The organism is Actinophytocola algeriensis, from assembly GCF_014203735.1.
In the GTDB taxonomy this organism is placed as follows: Bacteria; Actinomycetota; Actinomycetes; order Mycobacteriales; family Pseudonocardiaceae; genus Actinophytocola; species Actinophytocola algeriensis.
In genome coordinates, this window is sequence record NZ_JACHJQ010000002.1 from 1,067,614 (window position 1) to 1,089,491 (window position 21,878).

Here is a 21,878-nt window from a genome sequence, read left to right on the forward strand (position 1 = left end):
TCAGTGTCCGTGGCCCGTGACGGCGCGGGGGCGGCCGCCTGGCACCAGGGCGATGGCGACGAGGGCGGCCACCCCGGCGGTGATCCCGCACACCAGGTACGCGTCGGCGAACCCGGCGATGTCCGATGTGGACGCGATGCCGGCCGCGGCCACAGTGGACACCACGGCGACGCCGATGCTGCCGCCCAGTTCGTGGAAGGTGTTGACGACGCCCGACGCCACCCCGGCCTCGTCGGGTGGGACGTTGGCCAGGGTCGTGGTGGTGGCGGTGACGAACACGGGCCCGATGCCGAGCGCGGCGAGCAGGAAGCCGGGCAGTACCTCGGTGTAGACGTCGCCGTCGGCGGAGAGCCCGCTGAGCAGGACAGCGCCCAGGGCGGTGAGCAGGAAGCTCGCGACCGCGATCGGCCGGCCGCCGATCCTGCCGATCAGGTGGGCTGCGAGCTGTGCGCCGACGGTGATGGCGATCGCGACCGGCAGGAACAGCAGCCCGGTCTTCCAGGCACTGAACCCGCGCACGTGCTGGAAGTACAGCGAGGTCAGGAAGAACAGCCCGAGCAACAGGCCGGTGGCGACCAGCATGAGGAACGTGCCCGACACCACCGGGCGGCGGGCCATCGTCGCAGGCCGCATCAGCGGCGCCCTGACCCGCGACTCGACCACCACGAACACGCCGTAGCCGAGCACCGCCGCGGCCACCGGCACCAGCGTGCCCACCGCGCCCCAGCCGCCGTCACCGGCGTTGACCAGGCCGTAGATCAGGAGGCCGGTGGCGAACGTGACCACGAGCGCGCCCGGGACGTCGACCCGCTGCCGCTCCTCCCGCGCCGGGTCGGCCCGGACCACGGCGGGCGCGGCGATCGCGACCAGGATGCCGATGGGAACGTTGACGAAGAACACCCATTCCCATCCTGGCCCCGCGGTCAGCAGGCCGGAGACGAGCACGCCGAGCGCTGCGCCGGTGCCGCCGATCGCCGCCCACACCCCGAGCGCCCGGTTGCGTTCGGCGCCGTGGAAGGAGGTCGTGATGATCGACAGCGCGGACGGGGACATCAGCGCCGCGCCGACCCCCTGGACCGCACGGCCCGCGATGAGCGTGCCGCCGCTCGCGGCGAGCCCGCACACCAGCGACGCGACAGTGAACAGCGCCAGCCCGGCGAGCAGCGTGCGGCGCGCGCCGAAGGTGTCGGCGAGCCGTCCGCCGAACACCATCAGCCCGCCGAACACCAGCGTGTAGGCGGTCACCACCCAGGTCAACGCTTCGCGGCCGAGGCCGAGTTCGTCGCCGATGGTGGGCAGCGCCACCTGCACGACCGTGATGTCCACGATCAGCATCAGCTGCGCGAGGCACAGCAGCACCAGCGCGGTCCACCTGCGCGAGTCCGGTGGCGCGGCCACTTCAGCCGGGACGGCATGCCCGTGACTCATGATCTCCCCTTAACTTGGACACTGTTGTCCAAATTAATACGCCTAAGGGGTATGGGGTGTCAAATGGCCCCCCGCCAGCCGAGACGGACGGACCCGGCCAACGGCCGAGGCGTTGATCGCCGGGGCTTCACCCCCGACAAGGAGTGGTCGTACAACGAGGAGTTCGTCGAGCTGCTCGCGGACGGCTCGGACTGGCCGGTGACGAGCAGCCGCCAGATCGTGCCGATGTTCTTCCCGCCCGGGTCGAGAACGACGATGCGCTGGGGCGTCGGCGTGTTCGGCCCGGCGGTACCGACCTCGATTCACCAACACGGCGAGACACGGCCGCCCGGTGGCCCGACCCGTTCCGGTCCGACCAGATCGCGTTCTCCGTGCCGATGCGGACCGACCAGGACCCCGGCCGGGTCGGCTACGACCTCGCGGGCAGCACACAACTCCTGCGCGACGGCACGGTGATCGGCGAGTCCGATGTGGGCGGTGGCGGCCAGTTCACGGTCGGCCCGGAACGGGCGGCGTACACCCTGCGTTCGACGGTCGACCCCGCCGACGCCGGGCTGTCCACCCACATCAGCGCGGAATGGACGTTCACCTCCGAACACACCGCGGATCTGGTCGCCATCCCGTTGCTGGCCGTGCGTTTCGCGCCGGACCTCGACAACGACAACACCGCTCCCGCGGGGATACGGTTCACCATCCCGATCTACGTCCAGCGCAACGGTGCCGACACCCCGGGCACCGTGGGCGTGCCAACCGTGGAAGTGTCCTACGACGACGGCACGACGTGGACACGGGCCAGGGTGACCGCGTCGACGGCGACGGTCAACCACCCCCGTGACGCCGAGTACGTGTCGCTGCGGTCGCACATCACCGACCGGGAGGGCAACAGCCAGCGCCAGACCATCATCCGGGCGTACGCGTTGACGTGACCCACACGACCGTCAGACGGCCGTGCGCGACCACTGCTGGTTGGTGCCGGTGTTGCACGGATACTGTATGAGGATCGCGCCGTCCGCGGTCGATGCGGACGGTACGTCCACGCATTTGCCGCTGTGTCGTGCCCGGAGCTGGAAGTAGCCGCCGCTGGCGACCATCTGGAACTGCTGGTTGGTGCCGGTGCCACAGGTGTACTGGACGAGCTCGGCACCGTCGGCGGTCGAGGCGTTCACCACGTCGAGGCACTTTCCGCTGTGTCGGCTGATCACACGCCAGTAACCGCTGCCCGCGTCCTGGAACTCCCACTGCTGCCACGCGTTGCCACCGTACGTGTACTGGCCGACGCGTGCACCGTTGTCGGTGTTCGGTTGTTGGACGTCCATGGCCTTGCCGCTGTGGCGCACGTCGATCCGGTAGACCGTCGCGGGCGGCGTGGAGCCGTCGCCCCAGGCATACCGGATCCGGTCGGCACCGGAGGTGTTGCGCACGGTCAGGTTGAGGTTGGTGCCGCTGCCGCTCAGGGCGTACATCGAGTACCAGTCGTAGCCGATGTCACCGGGCTTGCCGCCGATGGCGGGCCAGTAGGTGCCTCCCATGTGGTCGTCACGCATGACCTGGGCCATGGCGCGGATGTGGCGCACGAAGTTGTCGGTGCTGTTCGCGTCGCCGTAGTCGAGGCCGGTGGACATCGGCGCGCCGAACTCGGTCGCGACCGCGCGGGAGGCGCAGTTGCCCAGCCGTGTCTGGATGTGGGCTCGGAAGGCGTCGTAGGTCATCGGGCTGTAGAAGAAGGCGTAGTGGTGGAAGGACAGCAGCGTCGAGTTGAAGCGGCTGTCGTCGCAGACGTCCCGCAGGTCCTGGCTGTAGCCGGTGCCGCCGATGAGGACCCGGCCGGGCACCGCGGAGGTGTGGTAGCTGAGCCAGTTCGCCGCGACGTTGCGCCAGTCCGCCGACGTGTAGCCGTGTGGCTCGTTCATCGGTTCGAAGTAGACGTTGCCGTTCGAGCCGTACGTGTTGGTCACGCTGGACCACATCGTGTTCCACGCGGCGAGATTCGTGATCCTGCCGCCGGCGGCGGCGCCGTCCTCCCAGTAGGCGAGGATGACCTTGAAGCCACGGTCGGTGGCGGCGTCGATGGCGCCGCGGTAGGCGTTCCACCAGGTCGTGTTGGCCACAGTGTGGGTGTTGATCGGCAGCCGGACGGTGTTGACCCCCATGGTGGCGGCCATGTCGTCGTAGAGGGCGTTGGCCTTGGCTCGTACTGTCGCGTTGCTGTCGGACTGGCTCAGGCCCTGCACGACGAGCGTGCCGGTGCTGAAGTTGTCACCCAGCACGGCCCAGTTCATGCCGCGGAACTGGCTGGTGGCCGCATGGGCAGGCGACGCGGAGACGACGAGGCTCGCGACCGCGGTAAGCGCGGACACCACAAAGGCGATCGACAATCGAATGCGTGTCATGAACTGTCCCATCACGAGTCGCCGGAGGGGCCCGCGATCGAGATCCCGGTGCGGACCGGCACGCCGAGGTTGGGCGAGCCGTCCGAGTTCCAGTTGATCTTCTGGGCTCGCGTGGTGCGGGTGGTGCCACAGCCCTGGCCCGCGGCGGAGTTCGCGTGGTAGACGACCCAGGTTTCGGCGTTGTCGGGCGACCTGACGAAGGAGGCGTGCCCCGGGCCGTAGACGCTGTTGGCGTCGCTGCGCTGGAAGATGGGCGCGGACTTCTTCGTCCACGAGCCGGCCGACATCGGGTCGCCACCGGTCCAGGTCAGCATGCCGAGCTTGTAGTCCGGGGTTCCACAGAAACTCGCCGAGTACGTCAGGAAGGTCTTTCCGGCGTTGTACACGGCGTAAGGGCCCTCGTTGACCGCCCCGCCCTGTCGCTCCCACGACAGCGTCGGGGACGAGATCCGAACCCCGTTCCTCGATACCTGGGTCGGCGACGACATCGGGGCGATGAACAGGCTCTGTTCCCCACCGCGGAACGCCGAGTAGACGAAGTGGTTCGCATAGCCGTTGAACCGAACCACGCTGCCGTCGATCGCCCACCCGTTGCCGGGCTCCAGGTTGAGGATCCCCCGGTAGGTGTACGGGCCCAGCGGGTCCGCACCGGAACTCTCCAGCACACCGGTCCGGCGCTCCCCCTGGCCCGGCGACGCCTCCGCCGAGAAGTACAGGTACCACCGGTTGTTGATCCACTGCAGGTCCGGCGCCCACATCGTGCAGCAGCCGGGCCCGGGGGCCAGGGTGAACACCGTGTGCTCCGCCGCGGTCTTCAGACCGGCCATTGTGGACGATCGGCGCATGATGATCCTCGAGGACCAGGTCGTGGCCACGTAGTACCAGTTGCCGCCGCTGTACACGATCGAGGGGTCCGCGCTGTTGGGCGTGCCGACGAGCGGGTTGGTGAACGACGGGCCGGGTGCCGCGTGTGCCTGCGAGACGGGGACGGCCACGCCCAGTCCGGACGCGAGCAGGGCCGCGACGGCAAGGGTGCGCAGCCGCCGCGCCGTGTTCTTTCGCATCAACATCGGGGGTCCTCTCCGCGCTGGGTGCACTCAGACCTGGGTGCGGCTCCACTGCTGGTTGTTGCCGGTGCCGCAGGTGTACTGCTGGATGTCGGCGCCATCGCCGGTGCCGGAGCCGACGACGTCGAGGCACTTGCCGCTGTGCCGTGCGACGAGCCGGAAGTAGCTCCCGGTGGCCTGCCACTGCCATTGCTGGTTGGTGCCGCTGCCGCAGGTGTACTGGATGATGTTGGCCCCGTCGGCCGTGGAACTGCTCGGCACGTCCAGGCACTTGCCGCTGTTCTGGTTGACGATGCGGAAGTAGCCGCCGCCGGCGTCCTGGAACGTCCACTTCTGGTTGCCGCCGCCGTGCCAGCCCCACTGCTTGATCTCGGCGTTGTTCGCGGTGGAGGCCGACACGACGTCCATGACCCTGCCGCTGTCGCGGTTGGTCACGCGGTAGGCCGGCGCCGAGCCGGGCACGTCGGCCACCGGCAGGATCGTGCCGTGGCGGCAACCGGGGCAGGTGATCTGGCTCAGGCCGGACCAGGAGTTCAGGTTCGAGCTGGTGGCCGTCCAGATGCCGCCGTTGGTGTACTTGTCGATCCAGATGCGCCAGGAGCCGTCGCTCATCCGCAGTACGGCCGGCCCCTCGTAGCCCGAGCTCCACAACGACCCCTGGTTGCTCCACCCGCTGGTGAGGCTCGTGCTGGTCCAGTGCTCGATGTACTTGGAGGTCTCGTTCTTGGTGAAGGCGTGGTAGGCGCTGCCCGACTTCACGACGTAGGTGTCGATGTAGTTGTAGCCGAGGCCACCCATCTGCACCGGTCCGCTCCAGGAGCTCAGCGAACTGTTCTGGGCGGTGAAGACGTAGGGACGGAAACAGTTGGAGCAGGTCGTCTGGGAGATGCTCACGATGATCCGGATGGTGCCGCCTTCGACGTAGAACTCGGGCGCCCACGTGAATCGCGTGTCGGCGACACCGGAGCTGACGCTGGTCACGTGCGTCCAGTTGACCAGGTCGGGGCTGGCGGCGATGTTGAAGTGCGTCGAGTTCGTGGTCCACGACTGGACGGTGTGGGCGATGTAGTAGAGCCCGTTGTGCTGGATGATGCTGGGGTCGCGCAGCACGCCGGACGGGCCGCGGTAGCCGGTGTCGGCCAATGCGCTGAAGTTCGTGCCGTCGGCCGATGAGTAGACCCAGAGCTCCTGGTCGGCGGCGGCGTCTCCCTTGAACGTGGTGTAGACGTAGCCGGGAGCGGCTTGTGCGGGTGGTGCACCGGTCACCGCGGTGGCGGCCGCGGTGAGCGCCACGAGGCTGAGCCGGGCCAGCCAGCGTCTGAGTTTCAGCTGTCCGTTCACGGATGACCTCCGCGGTGTGACGGGCGCCACTATTCTATGTGAACGTTAACAGCATGTTGCCCGCCCACTCAAGAGGGAGCTTGGATTTTCCCGTCAACGGATCTCATGGCGGAGTGCCGAGATGCTTCGCGATCACTGTTATCGCTAACACACCCGCACGGCCAGCCACCGGGAACACGTCCGGTCCCACCGCGGGAGATCGCGGTGGGACCGGTTGCCGGTCGAGCGTCAGACCGGGTCGTTCACGAACAGCGTCGGGTTGCTCTGGGTGAACCGGAACCGAGGAAAGCCAGGGCCGGAGTGGTTCTGGTACTTCGCGACTCCGGCGCTGGTGTGCCCCACGATCGAGAAGCTGTTCATGTCCCAGTTGTCAGGCCCTTCCCACCCGTTCGGATGCGAGACGAGGGTCAGCTCCTGGCCCCGGATGGAGCACGAGTTGACCGTCAGACCCGTCGTCGCGAACGTGATGTTGGCCTTGACCGTCGTCGTGTGGTTCGAGAACTGTCCGAAGACGGGGTTCAGGGGGATCGGCTCCGTGATGCCCGACACCTTGATGGCCACGATGAGTTCGGAGTTGTAGCGCAGGTCGTCGCCACCGGTCTTGAACGTCATCGTGAACTTGGAGACCGCGCCGCAGGTGCCGATCGGGTCCGCGCTCGCGCCGGTCGCGGTCAACATCCCCATGAGGCCCGCGGTCAGCATGACGGCGGCGGCGACCGCACGCGTTCGGAGTCCGATGGCGCCGGTTCTGAGATTCATGAGTTCCTCCCTCGAGTGGACGGGCGCCTGTCGGCACCCGTCATCAGGGTGGCGTGCCGAGCCGGGTGCGGGGCATGGGGAAACCTCCGGCGGAAAGGTAGGAAAACCCGGTGGCACTCAGCAGGCGAGGTCTCCCGCGCCGCGCAGGTACGCCAGCGCGGCGAGGACCCGGACGTTGACCCCGCGGCGGTTCGCCTCACCGAGTGACCCGAGGCCGAGTTTGGCTGTGATCACCGACAGGTGCTTCTCGACGGTGCCGACCCGGCAGGTCATCTGCTCGGCGATGCCCAGGTTCGACCGGCCCTCCGCGACCAGGGCGAGCACGCGGCGCTCGTGCGGGCTCAACAGGTCGAGCGGGTTCTTCGGTCGCGGAGGGCCGGTCATCAGCGTGCGGATCAGCTGCGGGTCGATCACCACCTCGCCCTTGCCGACCCGGTGCAGGGCGTCGATCAGCTCGTCCAGGTTGCCGACCCGGTCCTTGAGCAGGTACCCGAGTGCTCGCGACTCGCCGGGCATACCGAGCAGCCGCTGGGCGAAGGACACCTCACCCTGGGTGGACAGGACCAGGAGCCCCACCTCCGGGTGCCTGGCCCGCACCAGCTCGGCCAGGCGCAGGCCCTCGTCGCGGTGGTCCGGTGGCAGCCTGATGTCGAGCAGGAGGACGTCCGGCGGGTCGGCGTCGACCAGGCGGGTGGCCGACTCGACATCGGCTGCCGCACCGACCACGTCCAGGCCGCGGCCGCGCAGGCCTTCGGTGAGGATGTCCTGCAGCAGCAGATGATCCTCGACGATCCCTACCCGCATGGCATCCCGATCGGCAGCCGGGCGGAGACCGTGGTGCCGCGGCCCGACTCACTCGACACAGCCACCGAGCCGCCGACCGAGGCAGCGCGCAGGCGAAGGGCCCGCGGCTCGCCCGTGCCGCCCGCACCGTTGTCGCGGACCTCCAGCACGAGCGTGTCCTCGGCCTCCCGGACCGTGATCACCACCGCGGACGCGTTGGCGTGCTTGTACACGTTCGCGACGGCCTCGGCGACCAGGAAGTAGGCGGTCAGCTCGAGGTCCGGCGGCCAACGGCCCGCCGGGACGTCGGCGAGCACGGGGATGGGCGACAGTTCCCCCATCTGCGCCACCGCCGCGGCGAGCCCGTGCTCGACCAGTGTCGCCGGGTAGATCCCCTGCGTCAGTTCGCGCAGCTCGGCGACTGCCTGGCCGATCAACCGGTGCGCCCTGTTCAGCGCGCCGTCGGCCGGTATCGCACCGGTGCGGGCCATGTCGAGCAGCAGCATGGCGCCGAACAGTTGCTGCTGCGGGCCGTCGTGCAGGTCGCGCTGGATGCGATGTCGTTCGACGAACGCGACGTCCGGTGTCGGGCGTGCCGCGACGCGCAGGACCGAGTTGGTGATCGCCAGACCCGCGATGTCCAGCGCGACATCGACCACTCGACGTTGTTCGACGAGCGTCTCGTCGTGCTCGACGACCGCGACCAGCGCTCCGTCCCGGTGCACCTGGGTCACCGCACGCCCTGGCGACGGGCACAACGTCACAGGCGCTCCGTGCACGTCGATGAACGAGCCGCCGTCGTCGGCGTAGTGCAGGACGAGCGTCGGATCACCGACCGCGTCGGCCAGCGCGCGCTGCAACACGACGGGCGATGACTCGTGTGGATCGCCGTACCGCCCGAGCACGGCCCTCGCCGCCCGCGCGCAGGCCAGCTCGTGGTGCAGCCTGCGGGCCGCGACCGCGAGCGGCACCGCGCCGACGACCAGGGCGCAGGACACGAACAGCGACACGGTACGGGCACCCGAGGAGGCCCCGAACGCGGCGACCAGCGCCGCCGCGATCCCGCCGAGCCCGGCGATCATGACCATGACCCAGTGCGCGGCGCCGTGCCTGCGACGCAGGCTGGAGGCCAGGACCCAGCGGCGGACGACCACGGCCAGCGTCGCGACGGTCACGACCACGTAGACCACGCTGCTCGCCACGGCTGTCGCGGTGTGCTGCCCTGGATTGTGGTTCCACCACCACGGCGGCACTGGGGAGTCGACGACGTACCGCACGATCTGGGTGCCTGCCGCGCCGGCGTAGGCCACGGCGACGAGGGCGCGGGCCCCGGTCGAGCCCAGCCTGCCGTTCGGCAGGGACAAGGCGATGTGCGCGAGGACCGCGGTCCACAGGTAGGCGAGGCAGAAGCCGATCGCGAACCAGGGTTCGGACGTGCTGGTCCGGAGGTCGCCGAGGTGGAAAGCGGCTCCGGTGAGGACGATGAGCGCGCCGATCCGTGGCCGGGACGTGCCCATCCAGATCCACGCGCCGATGGCGATGGCGAGGATGCCGAAGCCGTGCAACGCCACGTCGGTCCACCGCTCGTGCGCGACCGGTGCGGAGATGGTGATCAGCAGGGCCGCGAAGCCGAGCGCGATCGTCGTCCCGAGTGGAGGGCCGAGGTTCCGTGCGGACAGCGGAACCTCCAGGAATGGATGCGATCAGGAACGGTCCGGGCGTCGGTGCCCACAACGTGATTCTCGCACCAGATGCCGTGAATGTTAGCTGTGGTGTCCAGCCGTCGGACAACGGCGCGCGTAGACGGTCCGGCGTGTCTGTCCACTGTGGCCGGTACGTGGTTCGCCGACCGCGTCACCGGTGCCGAGCGCGTGCTGTTCGCGAGCGTCGCGGGCTCCACCACGCACGGCTCGGGTCACCAGGGGACGACGCCCTCGTCATCGAAGAACCCGCCGCGCGGGCCGTCATCTGGCAGGGTCGCGAGCCGGATCGCGATCGCGGCACCCTGCTCGGCCGTCCGCGGTGCGTTGAAGCCGGTGAAGTCGGTCGCGACGTAGCCGGGGCAGCAGGCGTTCACGATGACGTTCGTGTCCGCGAGCCGGCGGGCGTACTGGACTGTGACGCTGTTGAGCATCGACTTCGACGGTGCGTAGGCGGCCATGACCGGGCCGGTCCGCAGCGTGAGCGAGCCCATGTTGCTCGACACGTTGACGACGCGCGGCGAGTCCGCGCGGCGCAGCAGCGGGAGCATCGCGTTCGTCACGCGGACAACCCCCAGCACATTGGTGTCGAGGACGGTGCGGACGACGTCGAGGTCGAGCGTCGTCGGGTCTTGCGCGCCGCCGTCGAGCCGGCCGGCGATGCCGGCGTTGTTGACGAGCACGTCCAACCGCCCTGCCGTCCGCGCGACGGTCGCTGCCGCTGCGGCGGCGCTGTCGTCGGAGGTGACGTCGAGGGCGACCCCGAAGGCGTCGACGCCCGAGGCGCGCAAACGCTCGACGGCCTCCGCACGCCTGACGTCGTCGCGCGCGCCCACCGCGACCGTGAAGCCCAGCGCTGCGAGCCCATGGGCGATGGCGAAACCGATTCCCTTGTTCGCGCCGGTGACCAGCGCGGTCTTCGTGTCGTTCACCAGACCCATGGTCGGCGGGTCACCCACTCGTTGTCCAAGATCGATTCAGTACGCTGTGATACTCGCCGGGTATCAGGCGTAGGCTCCGTTCGTGCACGATCTCGAGACCCGCGAACTCCGGTACTTCGTCGCCGTGGCCGAGGAACTGCACTTCGGCCGCGCCGCGGACCGGCTCGGCATCGCACAGCCGCCACTCTCCCGCGCGATCCGCCGGCTGGAACAGCGCCTCGGGGTCCAGCTCCTCGACCGTGACCGGCGTGGAGCGGCGCTCACCGACGCCGGCAGGGTGATGCTCCGCGAGGCCAGAACCGCCCTCGCCGCGGTCGAGGCCGTGGCACGCCGGACGCGACGAGCCGGGGATCCGCAACGGCCGCTGGTGCTCGCGACAAAGGCCGGGGCATCCCACGACCTGCTGCGACGACTCCTCGACGCGTGTGCGGGCGACGCCGATGCGGCACCGGTCGACGTCCTCCTGTGCGAGGTCGGCGAGCAGGCAGGACTGCTGCGCGACGGGCACGCCGACGTGGCACTCATGCACCGCCCGTTCGACGACCTCGCCGGGTTCGACACCGAGGACCTCCACGTCGAGGGCCAGGTCGCGATCCTTCCCGCGGCGCACCCGCTCGCGTCCCGCGACCAGCTCACGATGGCGGACGTCAGCGACGTGCCGGGCCTGCCCATCGCTCGCTGGCCCCGGCTCGACGGGTCCTACCCGGACGGTCCCGGACCGGAAGTGCGCACCCAGTCCCAGCTCGCCCAGCTCGTGGCACTCGGCAAAACGCTGCTCGTCATCCCCAGCTCCAGCCGCGCCTGGCAGTGGCCAGAACACGTCGCGGTGCCCGTCGTCGACGCACCGGACGTCACCACGGTGATCGCATGGCCGCCCAACAGCCACTCACCGGCGATCGCCTCCCTCATCCACTCGGCGACGGCCCTACGCGGCAACGCGCTTCCCGCAGCCGCGGCCCGCCTCCAGCGCGGACGTCACGCGCCGTAGCCACCAGCGGATGTCAGTCGTCACTCCGCACGGGCGTCGTTCTGCCCCGATGAGGGCCGGCGTCGGAGTCGGTTCGGTGGTGGACGTCGAATTCCTGGGTGGCTGCCCAGCTGGCGAGGAGCGCGAACTTGTCGGCGGAGGGAGAGTCTTCTTCTGCGGTGTAGGTGCAGATGGACAGTCCGGGTTCGCCAGGCATCTCGAACACGTCGAAGGTGATGTCGAGGTCGCCGACCTCCGGGTGGCGGTAGGTCTTCCGGCCGGTGCGGTGCTCGTGCACGTCCTGCTCGGCCCAGTCTTCGCGGAACTGCGGGCTGAGCGTGGACAGTTCCCCGATGAGCGCGGTGAGATCGCGGTTGAGGGGGTCTCGGCCGGCCGCCAACCGGAGCATCGCGGCGGTCATGCGGCGGGCCAGGCGCCAGTCGGCCCGCGCACCGGGTCGAGGAGCTGATCGCGCTGATCGACGCAGGCGTGGTCTCGGTCATGGGCCCGGGTTTGACCGTGACGCACGACGCGACGGACCACTGCTTCGTGGCCGGCTCGCTGATGTTTCCCGATGTGCGGGAACGGGCCACCACGCTGATCGAGGCGCGCCTTCCGGAGACGGATCTGCGACACACGACCGATCCGCTGATCCGCAATCTGCTGGCCAGAGGGGAGTCCCGGCTGCATCGGATTCCGATCCTCGACGGCGGCTCGTACCCGACCGGCGGTTTGGCCGTGACCCAGCGCCCCTATCACCTCGTGGACGCCAACGGGTGCCCGCATCCGCGTCGCTTCGCCTTCGGCGTCCCCACCGAGACAGTGCACTGGATCACCGCGGCTGGCATCCGGCCCGGCGTGAACTCCGTCATCCTCAGCGACGCGGACGCGGTCGCCAGAGCGAGCCTGGGGGCGGCAGTCGACCGGCCGATCATGACCGCGGCCGCGCACTGAGTAGCCGAGGCCACCGGACACCAACCGTGGCACCGGCCTCGAACCCCGCGCCGGCCGACGGCGAACGCTGGAGCGGGTTCGCGCCTGCTGGTCGGATCCGGACGACATCGCCGATCTCGCCATCCCGGTGGCTGAAGACGGTCGACCTTCGGAAAGAGGCGTCAGTCGAGCAGGTTCATCACGGACTCGATGAAGACCACGCCGACGACGAGGACCGCCAGTGCCGCGAGGACGAACCCGAACCCGCGCCGCTCACGGTGCTTGATCTGCGGCAGCGCGAACACCCCGAACACGAGCGCCGCGGCACCCACGACGAGTGCGAAGGCACCGAAGAAGACCGCGAGGCCCGTGAACGCGACCGCGAACCCGAGAGCGGCGACCGCGAGCCCACTGACCGGCGGCCGGTGCTGACTCCGCTCGAGCCGCATCAGCTCGTCGAACGACGCACTCCGCTCCTCATCGGGCCTCCGATCAGCAGGCGTTCCCGGCTCAGACATGACGAACCTTCCGACAGCCCCGACCGCGACAGCAACCCCGGTCAGGCTACAGATCGCCGCTGACACTCTCCTGCCCGTATCCACCCGTACCAGCCGCGGCATCGACGCACCCCTTGGCTGCCTTCGAGTTCGGCCGTGGTCAATCCCGGCCGGACGGCGGGACGAGGCCTTGTGAACCGGTCCGTCAGTCGTCGAGTGTGCGTTCTGTGACGGCTTTCTCGAGGCGCTGGGCGAACCACACCGCTCCCGCGATCACGCTGAAGGCGAGCGTGCCGCCGACTGATCCGGCGAGCAGCGAGACAGTCGCGAGAAGGATCGCGATGACGATGACTCCCGTGTACGCCCACCGAAGCTGAGCCGGCGGCATGGCGGTCGGGTCGGGGGGCCCTGCCGCGAGGGTGCGGAAGGACCGTTCGAAGTCCGGGTCGTCGACGACCATCTGACGGTGAATCTCGCGCAGGGTTCTGCGTTCGCGGTCACTGAGCACGACACACCTCATCGAGTCGATATGCGGCGGCGGCCTTGGCGGGCGTCGACTCCGCCACCTCGCCGCGGCTGGCCAGCTGGTGCAGGACGCGGTGGACGATCGACTGCGCGTCGACCGCGAAGTGGCGGCGCAGGGCCGGCCGGGTGTCGGACAGGCCGAACCCGTCGGTGCCGAGGGAGGACCAGTCACCAGGAACGAACCGGGCGATCTGGTCGGGGACCGCGCGCATCCAGTCCGACACGGCGACCACCGGGCCTGGAGCCTGGTTCAGGCGACGGGTGACGTAGGGGATGCGCCGGGGTTCACCGGGATGGGTGAGGTTCCACTCGTCGACGGCGAGGGCGTCGCGGCGCAGTTGTGTCCACGAGGTTACCGACCACACGTCGGCCGGCTCGCCCCAGTCCTCGTGGAGAAGCTGTTGTGCTCGCAACGCCCACTGTACGGCGATGCCGGACGCGAGGATCTGTGCTCGAGGTCCGGCGCCGTGGCTGGCCGGGGAGTAGCGATGCATGCCGGCGAGGATGCCCTCGACGTCGACGTCGTCGGGCTGCGGCGGTTGTGCGATCGGTTCGTTGTAGACGGTCAGGTAGTAGAAGACGTCCGGACTCTCACCGTCGCGTCGGTGACCGTACATCCGGCGCAGCGCGTCCTTCACGATGTGGCCGAGCTCGAAGGCGTACGCGGCGTCGTAGGCGATGCAGGCGGGGTTGGCCGAGGCGAGCCGCAGCGAGTGGCCGTCCTGGTGTTGCAGACCCTCGCCGTTGAGGGTGGTGCGGCCGGCGGTGGCGCCGATCAGAAACCCGCGGGTCATCTGATCCCCCGCGGCCCACAGCCCATCCCCCGTACGCTGGAACCCGAACATCGAGTAGCAGACGTAGATCGGGATCATCGGTTCGCCGTGGGTGGCGTAGGACGTGCCCGCCGCCGTCCAGGACGCCGTCGAGCCGGCTTCGGTGATGCCTTCGTGGAGCAGCACGCCGGCGGCGTCTTCCTGGTAGCTCAGCATCTGGTCGCGGTCCACCGACAGGTAGGTCTGGCCGTGGGGTGAGTAGATCTTCTTGGTGGCGAACAGGGCGTCGAGGCCGAAGGTACGTGCCTCGTCCGGGATGATCGGCACGAACCGGTGGCCGATCTCCTGGTCTTTCATCAGGTCTTTGAGCAGCCGGACGAACGCCATCGTGGTGGCGACCTGCTGGCGGCCTGAGCCGCGACGTGCGACCGCGTAGGCGGGGTCTCCCGGCAGGACCAACGGTGTACCCCGCACGGTGCGGGCGGGGAGGTAGCCGCCCAGCGCGCGGCGCCGTTCGTGCAGGTACTCCTTCTCGATGCTGTTGCGCGGCCAGTAGTAGGGCGGCAGGTTCTCGTCGAGGGCGCTGTCGGGGATGTCGAGGTAGAGCCGGTCGCGGAAGCCCTTGAGGTCCGCCGGCGTCAGCTTCTTCATCTGGTGGGTGGAGTTGCGGCCCTCGAAGTGCGAGCCGAGTGTCCAGCCCTTGATGGTCTTGGCCAGGATCACCGTGGGTGCGCCGGTGTGTTCGGTGGCGGCTTTGTAGGCGGTGTAGAGCTTGCGGTAGTCGTGCCCGCCGCGTTTGAGGCCCCAGATCTCCTGATCCGTCAGGTGGCCGACCAGTTTCCGGGTGCGGGGGTCGCGGCCGAAGAAGTGTTCGCGCACGAACGACCCGGACTCGGCCTTGTAGGTTTGGAAGTCCCCGTCGGGGACGGCGTTCATCAGGCCGAGGAGCGCGCCGTCGGTGTCGGCGGCCAGAAGTGGGTCCCACTCGCGGCCCCAGATGACCTTGATGACGTTCCAGCCCGCGCCGCGGAAGAACGACTCCAGCTCCTGGATGATCTTGCCGTTGCCGCGGACCGGCCCGTCGAGGCGTTGCAGGTTGCAGTTCACCACGAACGTCAGGTTGTCCAGCCCTTCGCGGGCCGCGACGCCGATGGCCCCGAGCGACTCCGGTTCGTCCATCTCGCCGTCGCCGAGGAACGCCCACACGCGCTGGCGGCTGGTGTCCTTGATGCCGCGGTCGTGCAGGTAGCGGTTGAAACGGGCCTGGTAGATCGCGTTGAGCGGACCGAGTCCCATCGAGACGGTCGGGAACTCCCAGAAGTCCGGCATCAACCGAGGGTGCGGGTAGGACGGCAACCCGCCGCCGGGTCCACGGTGGGACAGTTCCTGCCGGAAGCCGTCCAGTTGGTCCTCGGACAACCGGCCCTCGAGGAAGGCGCGGGCGTAGATGCCCGGCGAGGCATGGCCCTGGAAGAAGATCTGGTCGCCGCCGCCCTCGGCGTCGTGGCCGAGGAAGAAGTGGTTGAACCCCACTTCGTACAGCGACGCGGCCGAGGCATAGGTGGAGATGTGGCCACCGACACCGACTCCCGGGCGCTGCGCGCGATGCACCATGACCGCGGCGTTCCAACGGATGTAAGCCCGGATCCGCCGCTCGATCCGCTCGTCACCGGGAAACGAGGGTTCGAGTTCCGGCGGGATCGTGTTGACGTAGTCGGTACTCAACACGGTGGGCCACTCGCCAGTCTCCGACGGGTCCACGTCGACGAGTTGGACGAGGCGACTCCCATCGATCGCCGGACGGATCCACGAATCTGACGCCATGGCTGTCCCCTTCCCTGAGGTGTGAGCCGACCTCGCCGCGCGAGCCGGCGACGAACCCCGTGCCGCGCCTTCTGCGTCACGTCGCCATCGCCGAGGGCTCACGGGCCACAGCTGGCTACCGCGAATCTCTGTGAAATGTCGATCAACTACCCGAGGTTGATGTCCCCGGTCACCGCAGGGGGTTCTCGCGGTGACCGGGGATCTCATCGGGCGACCACCTGACAGGTCACCCGCCGACTGGCGTGGCGTGGTCGACAGCCGGGAGGTTCGACGTGCGCGGGATCGGCAACCGGTTTCCGGTCGAGGCGAGCTCGTCCGATGATGGGGGCGCTGCTTCGCCGGACCGGGTTGGCTCGGGCGGTGTCGCTCGTTCCAGGAAGCGGAGTAGCTCCACGGGGAAGGGCAGCACGAGGGTCGAGTTCTTCTCGGCGGCCACCTCGACGACGGTTTGCAGCAGCCGCAGTTGCAGCGCGGCCGGGTGCTCGGCCATCGTCTCGGCTGCCTGCGCCAGCTTCGTCGAGGCCTGCAGTTCCCCGTCGGCGGTGATGACACGGGCACGCCGCTCCCGCTCGGCTTCGGCCTGGCGCGACATGGACCGTTTCATCGACTCGGGCAGCGCCACGTCCTTGATCTCGACCCGGTCGATGTGCACTCCCCAACCCAGGGCGGGGCTGTCGATCATCAACTCGAGACCCTGGTTGAGCCGCTCCCGATTGGACAGCAGGTCGTCGAGGTCGCTCTTGCCGATGATCGACCGCAGCGAGGTCTGCGCGACCTGACCAATGGCCGCCGTGTAGTTCTCCACGTCGACCACCGCGCGCACCGGGTCGGCGACCCGGAAGTACACCACGGCATCCACCCGCACGGTCACATTGTCCCGGGTGATGCCGTCCTGGGCGGGCACCGGCATCGTGATGACCTGCATGTTGACCTTCTGCAGGCGGTCCACGACCGGCACCAGCACCGCGAGTCCCGGGCCACGGACCGCGGCTCGCACCTTCCCGAACCGGAACACCACGCCCCGCTGGTACTGGGTGACGACCCGAACGCTCATCGCCAGCCCCACCACACCGAGACACAAGATGGCGAGCAACGCATACACAATGATCATGAGATCCTCCGAAGCGGCTTGGGTGGTGTGTGTCAGGCCGCGGCTGACGGTGCGGACCCGTGCGGCGGTGCCGAGACACCGACGCGGCCGCCCACGGGGATGTCACCAGGGCCTGCCGGGCCCCAGGACTCTCGTGCCGGTGCCCACACCGCGCCGATCGCGTAATCGCCCAGGTCGAGCCCTGCCGGCGCAGGCGACCCGGATGGCCGCGGGGGCAGTTGCCGGTCGGCGATCTCGGAGTCGGTCAGCAGGTTCGGGCCGACGAACAACAACCCGACGATCGTCAGCGCCACCACGATCGCGCCGGAACGGACCCGTCGGTGGCGATCACCCGGTCCGGGTCGCTCGACGTGGTGAAAGGTCGGCCGGAAATCCGGGTCGTCGACCAACCGGCGCTGGATCTCCCGCCAGGTCTCCTGTTCGTGATCGGTGAGCACGACACACCTCCTGGGTGCCTCGCGGTCCGGTGAGCACCTCGGACCATCACACAGATAGTATCGTATCACGATATAGTTTGCCGGGGATGTCCGACGACGAAGGGGAAGATCGTGGTGTCATGAACGGCATGGCAACCAAGAAGCGTGCGGAACCGGAACCGCTGAGCAAGCAGGACTTCGAGGCGTTGGCCGAGTTCCGCTTCAGCATCCGCCGCTACCTGCGGTTCAGCGAGGAGATCGTGCGCGGCCACGGCCTCACGCCGCAGCACTACCAACTCATGTTGGCGCTCAAGGGATTTCCCGGCCGCGAGTGGGCGACCATGCGCGAGCTCGCCGACCGCCTCCAACTGCGCCACCACAGCGTGGTCGAACTGGTCAACCGGGCACAGAAACAAGGATTCGTGGTGCGGGCACCCGACCCGACCGACGCACGGGCGGTGCGGGTGGAGTTGACCGAGGACGGACAGTCGATCCTGGGACGGCTGAGCGCTCTGCATCGCGAGGAACTGCGACGCATGGGCGCCGCCCTGACACCTCCGGCCTGGGGCAGGACCCCCGGAGACGGTGCGGCCACCGCGCCCTGACCTCCCCCCGACGAGGCTCTACGGGCGACACCTGCGGGAGGTGCGTCTTGACACGGCGACAGGCACGGCCGGAGATGCGGGCTCGCCGGGTCGGCCCCGAGAACGGCTACCGGGTCCTGGTCGACCGGAGCTCGCCACATCACAAGCAGCCCCGGCCCCCGGGTGGCAAACACGCGATTCCGGCTCAGGACGTCGTCATCGTCCTGGCCAGTTCGATGTCGAGCCGTTCGCGCCGGATGCGCTGGTCGGTGTAGAGCAACGCGGTGACGGCCGCGGCGAACGGTTCGGTGACCGTGCTCGCGATGACGGCGCCGATGGTGCTGAGAACAAGATAGTTCGTCGTCAGCGGTGTGACGGAGGCCGCGAAGCCACCGCCCATCACCTCGAACGGCAGGGCGATGACGAACGCGGCGAAGCCCACCATCAGCCCCGTCAGCAACGTGATCCCGAAGATCCGCCACCACGCGCCGTGCACCAGTTCCCGGGACCGTCCGAACGCCCGCCTGACGCCGACGCCCTCCAGCACCAACGCGGGGGTGGCCAGCAAGAACAAGATCCCCAGCCATGCCGCGATAACGACCACGCCGAGCAGCACGAGCAGCCCGAACGCGGGACTGGCGGCCATGAACACACCGACGACGCCACCCGCCGCGACCAGCACGAGCAGGTAGATGAGGGTCAGTCCGAACAACGGCAGCAGCCGGGGCCGGACCCTCCGCATGACCTCCCGGAAGGACGGCCGCTGACCGAGCACGGCCGTGCCGACGACCACCGTGAAGAAGCCCGCGAGGAAGACCCGCGAGGCCATGGCGAGCACCAGCCCGATGAGCGCCACCAGCATCGTCAGGCCGGCCAGCCGCAGTACGTCCCCCGACGAGACATAGGTTGCGCCGTACGGGGAGGTGTAGGGGTCCGGCACGACGGACTCGCTCAGCTCCACGAGCAGCGGGAAGGTGACGGCGAAGGTCAACAGCTGGGTGATGATCACCACGACGGCCGTCACCCCGAGCATGAGCGCGGCCCTGGTGCGCATGGTGGCGAACGCACCACCGAGGATGTCGCCCAACCCCAGCGGGCGCAGTGGGATCACACCGGGTTTGAGGGGCGGCCGCCAGCCCCCTGGCGCGGCAGGCCACTGCTGCTGCGGCGGCTGCGGGTACTCGTCCGGTCTTCGATCCGACGAGCCGGGCGTCTCAGGTGTGTCAGGTGTATCGGACATTTTCGGGAGTTTGCCAGACCAGCGGCGTGGTCGATCGCCAAATATCCCGCAACTGTCCGGCAGTTTCAGCGGCTCGCGCGGCGCGCGTCGCGTCGGCGTCACCGCCTGCTCGAGCACGAGCGCCGAGCCTTGCAGGGGCGCGCCGGACAATCCCGCCGGTTCGCAAATGGACATGGCGGATCGCTGCTATCAGCGAACTCTCAGCACCGATGTGCGAGCTTCACAAGCGACATTCGACCAACACCGGCTCGGACACGGGTCCCGACCCTGCCGGAGAATGGACTGATCATGCCTCGTGTGGTGCCGGCGCGCGTGCGCGGCCAGGAGCCACCGGTTCCGGACGGAACACCGGTTCCCCTGGCGGGCACCGGGCGCCGACTCGCGTGGGTCCTTGGCCTGTGGGCGTTCGCGTACGCGTGTTACCGGGCGTACTACGCGGCCGGTGGCACCTTCGGCATGATCGGCGAGCCGCTGTCCGATGTGGAGTTCCGCGTCATCAATGCCGTCGGCGCGGCGATCATCCTCGTCGCCGCGGTACTGCCGGTCGTCGCGGTGCGCGTACCCGGTCTGCGCCGCGCGTTGCCGGTGCTCGGCTGGCTCGCGGCCGTTGGCTGCTGCACCCATGCGCTGGTCAACAGCACGCTGCGGGTGCTCAGCCTGACCGGCGTGCACCCGACGATGCTCCCCTCGGACGTGTGGCGGTGGTACGACCGGCATGTCGCCGACCTCCAGGACCTGCTGCTGAACGAGCCGTGGTTCCTGGTCGAGGGCCTGCTCTGGGCGGCGTTCGGCTACATGTTCGTCGCGGCGTCGCGGCGTCGCGCGTGGGTCCTGTCGGCCGCGGCGGCGTGCCTGGCGCTGACGGTTGTCGGCGTCCTCAGTGGACTCGACGTGATCGGTTCCTTCCGCATCGGCTGACACCGGCCACCGCCGCGCCCGCGGCGCCATTGCATGAGTGGAATGTATTCCAGGGCAACTCACAGTGTGCCTGTCACAGCACGATTAGTCTTCCAGGGTGACCTGCGTAACAGAAGTCCCGAGGTGTGCGACGGGGATGTCTGGTGGCTCCGGTTCGGGACGTCATCGATATTCCAGTTGACCTGGCTTGGCGAGCTATTGGGGTTTACCGCGCCAGCCTTTGAGGTGGAAGGAATGAGGCAGCGATGAAGCTTGCGGGCAAGCTGGGCGCGACGATCGCCGGCGCCGTCATGGCTATCGGGATGAGCTCTGTGCCGGCGTCGGCCGACCACGAGTTCTGGCAGTACCAGGGCGACGACAGGGGCCGCTTCCGTGCCAGCGACGACGTGGTGATCATCGAGGACCGCGAGGAGGACGGTCACTGCGCCTACGTCCGGTGGCACAACGAGGGAGTGTCGGACAGTTGGAAGTACCTGTACGACGTTGACTGCGCCGGGCCTGACCGCGGCGTGCGGGACATCACCGGTCTGATCCCGGCCACCTCGGCGGGAATCTACTTGCAGGTCTGCGAGAACGACGGTGGCTGCACCGCGAGTCACCTGTGGCCCAAGTAGTCGTCACGTCCTTCTGGAAGACGTCGCGATTCCGCATTTCGCTGGCCGGGATTTCTCTTCCCGGCCAGCGAAATCGCTGTTCCGGCGGTTACACCGCATATCTCGATGCGGGAAGCCGCACCCCGCTGGAAAGGGCCGCGCAGAGGACTCGACGTCGACGAACTCAAGGCCGCCCGCCGAGGTTGATCACGACCTCGGCCAGCGCCGTGGGCATGGAGAGGAATGGCGAGTGGGAGGCGTCGAGCGGGACGACGGACGTCGGGTTGTCCGGGAACGCCGCGTCGGCTTCGGCGATGAACTTCGCCTGTAGGGCTGGGCGGATCGCCATGTCCCTGGCGCAGGTGAGGTACGTGCGCCGCACCGATCCCCAGCCGTCGTGGGTCAGGGTGGTGGTGCCGAGCATGATGCCGACCGGACCGTCGGGTGTCAGCAGGCCGGTGGCGGCGTCGGCACGAACCGCGTCCACGTCACCGTAGAACGCCTCGCGGAGCCGCTGCCGGTAGTCCGCGTCGTCCGTGGCGAGGTCCAGCCGCAGCGCGCCGGTCTCGGCCGGGTCGCCCCGCAACAACGGCGCGACCTGGTCGTCGGCGGACTCGGGAATCCGCGTGTATGCCACGGCCGGTTCGTCGGATGCGGGCATGTACGCGGAGAGGTATGCCGCGTGCGTGACCAGTTCTGGCGTCTGCTGGGCCACGCGCGTCAGCACGGGGCCGGCGGCGCTGTGGGCGACCACGACAACCGGCTCGCCGCCGCCGATCCGCTTGACCTGCGCGGTCAGCAGCTCGGCCGCATCGTCGAGACTCACGTCCGCCACGGGCGAGACCTCCGTGCTGACCGCCCCGGGGTCGTACGGCCTCCCGGTGAGCCAACGCGGCCTGCGGGTGTGCAGCCCGTGCCCCGCCATGTCCACCGCGACAGCGGAGCGACCGGCGGCCACCACGTGCGGGATGACCTCGCTCCAGCACCAGGAGCCGTGCCAGAACCCGTGAACGAACACCAGCGTGGAGGTGGTGGGCATCAGCACTCCCTGATGACTCGATGTGCCAAGGGATTCGGTGGCCCCGCTC

General features: G+C 69.0%; 22 protein-coding genes. 6 read left to right on the top strand and 16 right to left on the bottom strand.

Going from position 1 to position 21,878, the window contains the following annotated elements; translation table 11 throughout:
• Positions 1-1,428, bottom strand: a complete 1,428-nt coding sequence (locus FHR82_RS11075) for an MFS transporter (RefSeq protein ID WP_184810169.1) — start codon at positions 1,426-1,428, stop codon at positions 1-3.
• A 377-nt stretch (positions 1,429-1,805) separates the two neighbouring features.
• Here FHR82_RS11075 and FHR82_RS11080 point away from each other — a divergent pair, with 377 nt between their 5' ends.
• A complete protein-coding gene (locus tag FHR82_RS11080; protein WP_184810170.1) occupies positions 1,806-2,354 on the top strand; it encodes a molybdopterin-binding protein in 549 nt (182 codons plus the stop codon).
• A 12-nt stretch (positions 2,355-2,366) separates the two neighbouring features.
• Here FHR82_RS11080 and FHR82_RS11085 read toward each other — a convergent pair whose 3' ends face one another.
• The 7 genes from FHR82_RS11085 to FHR82_RS11115 all read right to left on the bottom strand — a co-directional run bounded on the left by FHR82_RS11085 (position 2,367) and on the right by FHR82_RS11115 (position 10,409).
• A complete protein-coding gene (locus FHR82_RS11085; protein WP_225943780.1) occupies positions 2,367-3,818 on the bottom strand; it encodes an RICIN domain-containing protein in 1,452 nt (483 codons plus the stop codon).
• An 11-nt stretch (positions 3,819-3,829) separates the two neighbouring features.
• Complete coding sequence (locus tag FHR82_RS11090) at positions 3,830-4,888, bottom strand: glycoside hydrolase family 43 protein (protein ID WP_184810172.1); 1,059 nt, start codon at positions 4,886-4,888, stop codon at positions 3,830-3,832.
• 27 nt (positions 4,889-4,915) lie between these two features.
• Entirely contained in the window at positions 4,916-6,226 is a 1,311-nt protein-coding gene (locus tag FHR82_RS11095; RefSeq protein WP_221463608.1) for an RICIN domain-containing protein, read from the bottom strand.
• 228 nt (positions 6,227-6,454) lie between these two features.
• Positions 6,455-6,985, bottom strand: a complete 531-nt coding sequence (locus tag FHR82_RS11100) for a hypothetical protein (RefSeq protein WP_184810173.1) — start codon at positions 6,983-6,985, stop codon at positions 6,455-6,457.
• 117 nt (positions 6,986-7,102) lie between these two features.
• Positions 7,103-7,789 carry a response regulator transcription factor gene (locus FHR82_RS11105; protein WP_184810174.1) on the bottom strand — a complete coding sequence of 229 codons (687 nt, stop codon included), beginning with the start codon at positions 7,787-7,789 and terminating at the stop codon, positions 7,103-7,105.
• Positions 7,780-9,339, bottom strand: a complete 1,560-nt coding sequence (locus tag FHR82_RS11110; RefSeq protein ID WP_184810175.1) for a sensor histidine kinase — start codon at positions 9,337-9,339, stop codon at positions 7,780-7,782. Before FHR82_RS11110 ends, FHR82_RS11105 begins: the two co-directional genes overlap by 10 nt.
• Before the next feature lie 344 nt (positions 9,340-9,683).
• Complete coding sequence (locus tag FHR82_RS11115) at positions 9,684-10,409, bottom strand: SDR family oxidoreductase (protein ID WP_184810176.1); 726 nt, start codon at positions 10,407-10,409, stop codon at positions 9,684-9,686.
• A gap of 82 nt (positions 10,410-10,491) precedes the next feature.
• Between FHR82_RS11115 and FHR82_RS11120 the strand changes: the two genes are divergently transcribed.
• Positions 10,492-11,397: a LysR family transcriptional regulator gene (locus FHR82_RS11120; RefSeq protein ID WP_184810177.1), complete on the top strand. Its 906-nt coding sequence runs from the start codon at positions 10,492-10,494 to the stop codon at positions 11,395-11,397.
• Between the two features lie 13 nt (positions 11,398-11,410).
• On the opposite strand, the gene FHR82_RS11125 is transcribed toward FHR82_RS11120, so the two are convergent.
• Complete coding sequence (locus FHR82_RS11125; protein ID WP_221463609.1) at positions 11,411-11,785, bottom strand: MmyB family transcriptional regulator; 375 nt, start codon at positions 11,783-11,785, stop codon at positions 11,411-11,413.
• A 110-nt stretch (positions 11,786-11,895) separates the two neighbouring features.
• On the opposite strand from FHR82_RS11125, the gene FHR82_RS11130 reads away from it, so the two are divergent.
• A complete protein-coding gene (locus FHR82_RS11130) occupies positions 11,896-12,330 on the top strand; it encodes an FAD/NAD(P)-binding protein (protein WP_184810179.1) in 435 nt (144 codons plus the stop codon).
• 161 nt (positions 12,331-12,491) lie between these two features.
• On the opposite strand, the gene FHR82_RS11135 is transcribed toward FHR82_RS11130, so the two are convergent.
• The 5 genes from FHR82_RS11135 to FHR82_RS11155 all read right to left on the bottom strand — a co-directional run bounded on the left by FHR82_RS11135 (position 12,492) and on the right by FHR82_RS11155 (position 17,476).
• Positions 12,492-12,827 carry a hypothetical protein gene (locus FHR82_RS11135; RefSeq protein ID WP_184810180.1) on the bottom strand — a complete coding sequence of 112 codons (336 nt, stop codon included), beginning with the start codon at positions 12,825-12,827 and terminating at the stop codon, positions 12,492-12,494.
• Positions 12,828-13,011: 184 nt separating this feature from the next.
• The gene (locus FHR82_RS11140) at positions 13,012-13,314 is read right to left on the bottom strand and encodes a DUF3040 domain-containing protein (RefSeq protein WP_184810181.1); all 303 of its coding nucleotides are present in this window, start codon (positions 13,312-13,314) and stop codon (positions 13,012-13,014) included.
• Entirely contained in the window at positions 13,304-15,928 is a 2,625-nt protein-coding gene (gene aceE, locus FHR82_RS11145) for a pyruvate dehydrogenase (acetyl-transferring), homodimeric type (protein WP_184810182.1), read from the bottom strand. Before aceE ends, FHR82_RS11140 begins: the two co-directional genes overlap by 11 nt.
• Positions 15,929-16,154: 226 nt before the next feature.
• Positions 16,155-17,036 carry a slipin family protein gene (locus tag FHR82_RS11150; protein WP_376706400.1) on the bottom strand — a complete coding sequence of 294 codons (882 nt, stop codon included), beginning with the start codon at positions 17,034-17,036 and terminating at the stop codon, positions 16,155-16,157.
• A 35-nt stretch (positions 17,037-17,071) separates the two neighbouring features.
• On the bottom strand, positions 17,072-17,476 hold the full coding sequence (locus FHR82_RS11155) for a DUF3040 domain-containing protein (RefSeq protein ID WP_184810184.1): 405 nt from the start codon (positions 17,474-17,476) through the stop codon (positions 17,072-17,074).
• Positions 17,477-17,595: 119 nt separating this feature from the next.
• Between FHR82_RS11155 and FHR82_RS11160 the strand changes: the two genes are divergently transcribed.
• Entirely contained in the window at positions 17,596-18,060 is a 465-nt protein-coding gene (locus FHR82_RS11160; protein ID WP_225943778.1) for a MarR family winged helix-turn-helix transcriptional regulator, read from the top strand.
• Positions 18,061-18,244: 184 nt separating this feature from the next.
• Here FHR82_RS11160 and FHR82_RS11165 read toward each other — a convergent pair whose 3' ends face one another.
• A complete protein-coding gene (locus tag FHR82_RS11165) occupies positions 18,245-19,279 on the bottom strand; it encodes a hypothetical protein (protein ID WP_184810185.1) in 1,035 nt (344 codons plus the stop codon).
• Between the two features lie 288 nt (positions 19,280-19,567).
• Between FHR82_RS11165 and FHR82_RS11170 the strand changes: the two genes are divergently transcribed.
• Together FHR82_RS11170 and FHR82_RS11175 are read left to right on the top strand one after the other, a co-directional pair.
• On the top strand, positions 19,568-20,197 hold the full coding sequence (locus FHR82_RS11170; protein ID WP_184810186.1) for a hypothetical protein: 630 nt from the start codon (positions 19,568-19,570) through the stop codon (positions 20,195-20,197).
• A 245-nt stretch (positions 20,198-20,442) separates the two neighbouring features.
• Positions 20,443-20,811 carry a hypothetical protein gene (locus FHR82_RS11175; RefSeq protein ID WP_184810187.1) on the top strand — a complete coding sequence of 123 codons (369 nt, stop codon included), beginning with the start codon at positions 20,443-20,445 and terminating at the stop codon, positions 20,809-20,811.
• A 163-nt stretch (positions 20,812-20,974) separates the two neighbouring features.
• On the opposite strand, the gene FHR82_RS11180 is transcribed toward FHR82_RS11175, so the two are convergent.
• On the bottom strand, positions 20,975-21,829 hold the full coding sequence (locus FHR82_RS11180) for an alpha/beta fold hydrolase (RefSeq protein WP_184810188.1): 855 nt from the start codon (positions 21,827-21,829) through the stop codon (positions 20,975-20,977).
• Positions 21,830-21,878 lie beyond the last annotated feature (49 nt).

Bases quoted from the DNA above. Each gene is read 5' to 3' on its own strand.
- FHR82_RS11115 (WP_184810176.1), bottom strand. From the start codon at position 10,409: ATGGGTCTGGTGAACGACACGAAGACCGCGCTGGTCACCGGCGCGAAC.
- FHR82_RS11165 (WP_184810185.1), bottom strand. From the start codon at position 19,279: ATGTCCGATACACCTGACACACCTGAGACGCCCGGCTCGTCGGATCGA.
- FHR82_RS11105 (WP_184810174.1), bottom strand. From the start codon at position 7,789: ATGCGGGTAGGGATCGTCGAGGATCATCTGCTGCTGCAGGACATCCTC.
- FHR82_RS11085 (WP_225943780.1), bottom strand. From the start codon at position 3,818: ATGACACGCATTCGATTGTCGATCGCCTTTGTGGTGTCCGCGCTTACC.
- FHR82_RS11170 (WP_184810186.1), top strand. From the start codon at position 19,568: ATGCCTCGTGTGGTGCCGGCGCGCGTGCGCGGCCAGGAGCCACCGGTT.
- FHR82_RS11080 (WP_184810170.1), top strand. From the start codon at position 1,806: ATGCGGACCGACCAGGACCCCGGCCGGGTCGGCTACGACCTCGCGGGC.
- FHR82_RS11075 (WP_184810169.1), bottom strand. From the start codon at position 1,428: ATGAGTCACGGGCATGCCGTCCCGGCTGAAGTGGCCGCGCCACCGGAC.
- FHR82_RS11160 (WP_225943778.1), top strand. From the start codon at position 17,596: ATGAACGGCATGGCAACCAAGAAGCGTGCGGAACCGGAACCGCTGAGC.
- FHR82_RS11135 (WP_184810180.1), bottom strand. From the start codon at position 12,827: ATGTCTGAGCCGGGAACGCCTGCTGATCGGAGGCCCGATGAGGAGCGG.
- FHR82_RS11125 (WP_221463609.1), bottom strand. From the start codon at position 11,785: ATGCTCCGGTTGGCGGCCGGCCGAGACCCCCTCAACCGCGATCTCACC.
- FHR82_RS11090 (WP_184810172.1), bottom strand. From the start codon at position 4,888: ATGTTGATGCGAAAGAACACGGCGCGGCGGCTGCGCACCCTTGCCGTC.
- FHR82_RS11180 (WP_184810188.1), bottom strand. From the start codon at position 21,829: ATGCCCACCACCTCCACGCTGGTGTTCGTTCACGGGTTCTGGCACGGC.
- aceE (WP_184810182.1), bottom strand. From the start codon at position 15,928: ATGGCGTCAGATTCGTGGATCCGTCCGGCGATCGATGGGAGTCGCCTC.
- FHR82_RS11175 (WP_184810187.1), top strand. From the start codon at position 20,443: ATGAAGCTTGCGGGCAAGCTGGGCGCGACGATCGCCGGCGCCGTCATG.
- FHR82_RS11100 (WP_184810173.1), bottom strand. From the start codon at position 6,985: ATGAATCTCAGAACCGGCGCCATCGGACTCCGAACGCGTGCGGTCGCC.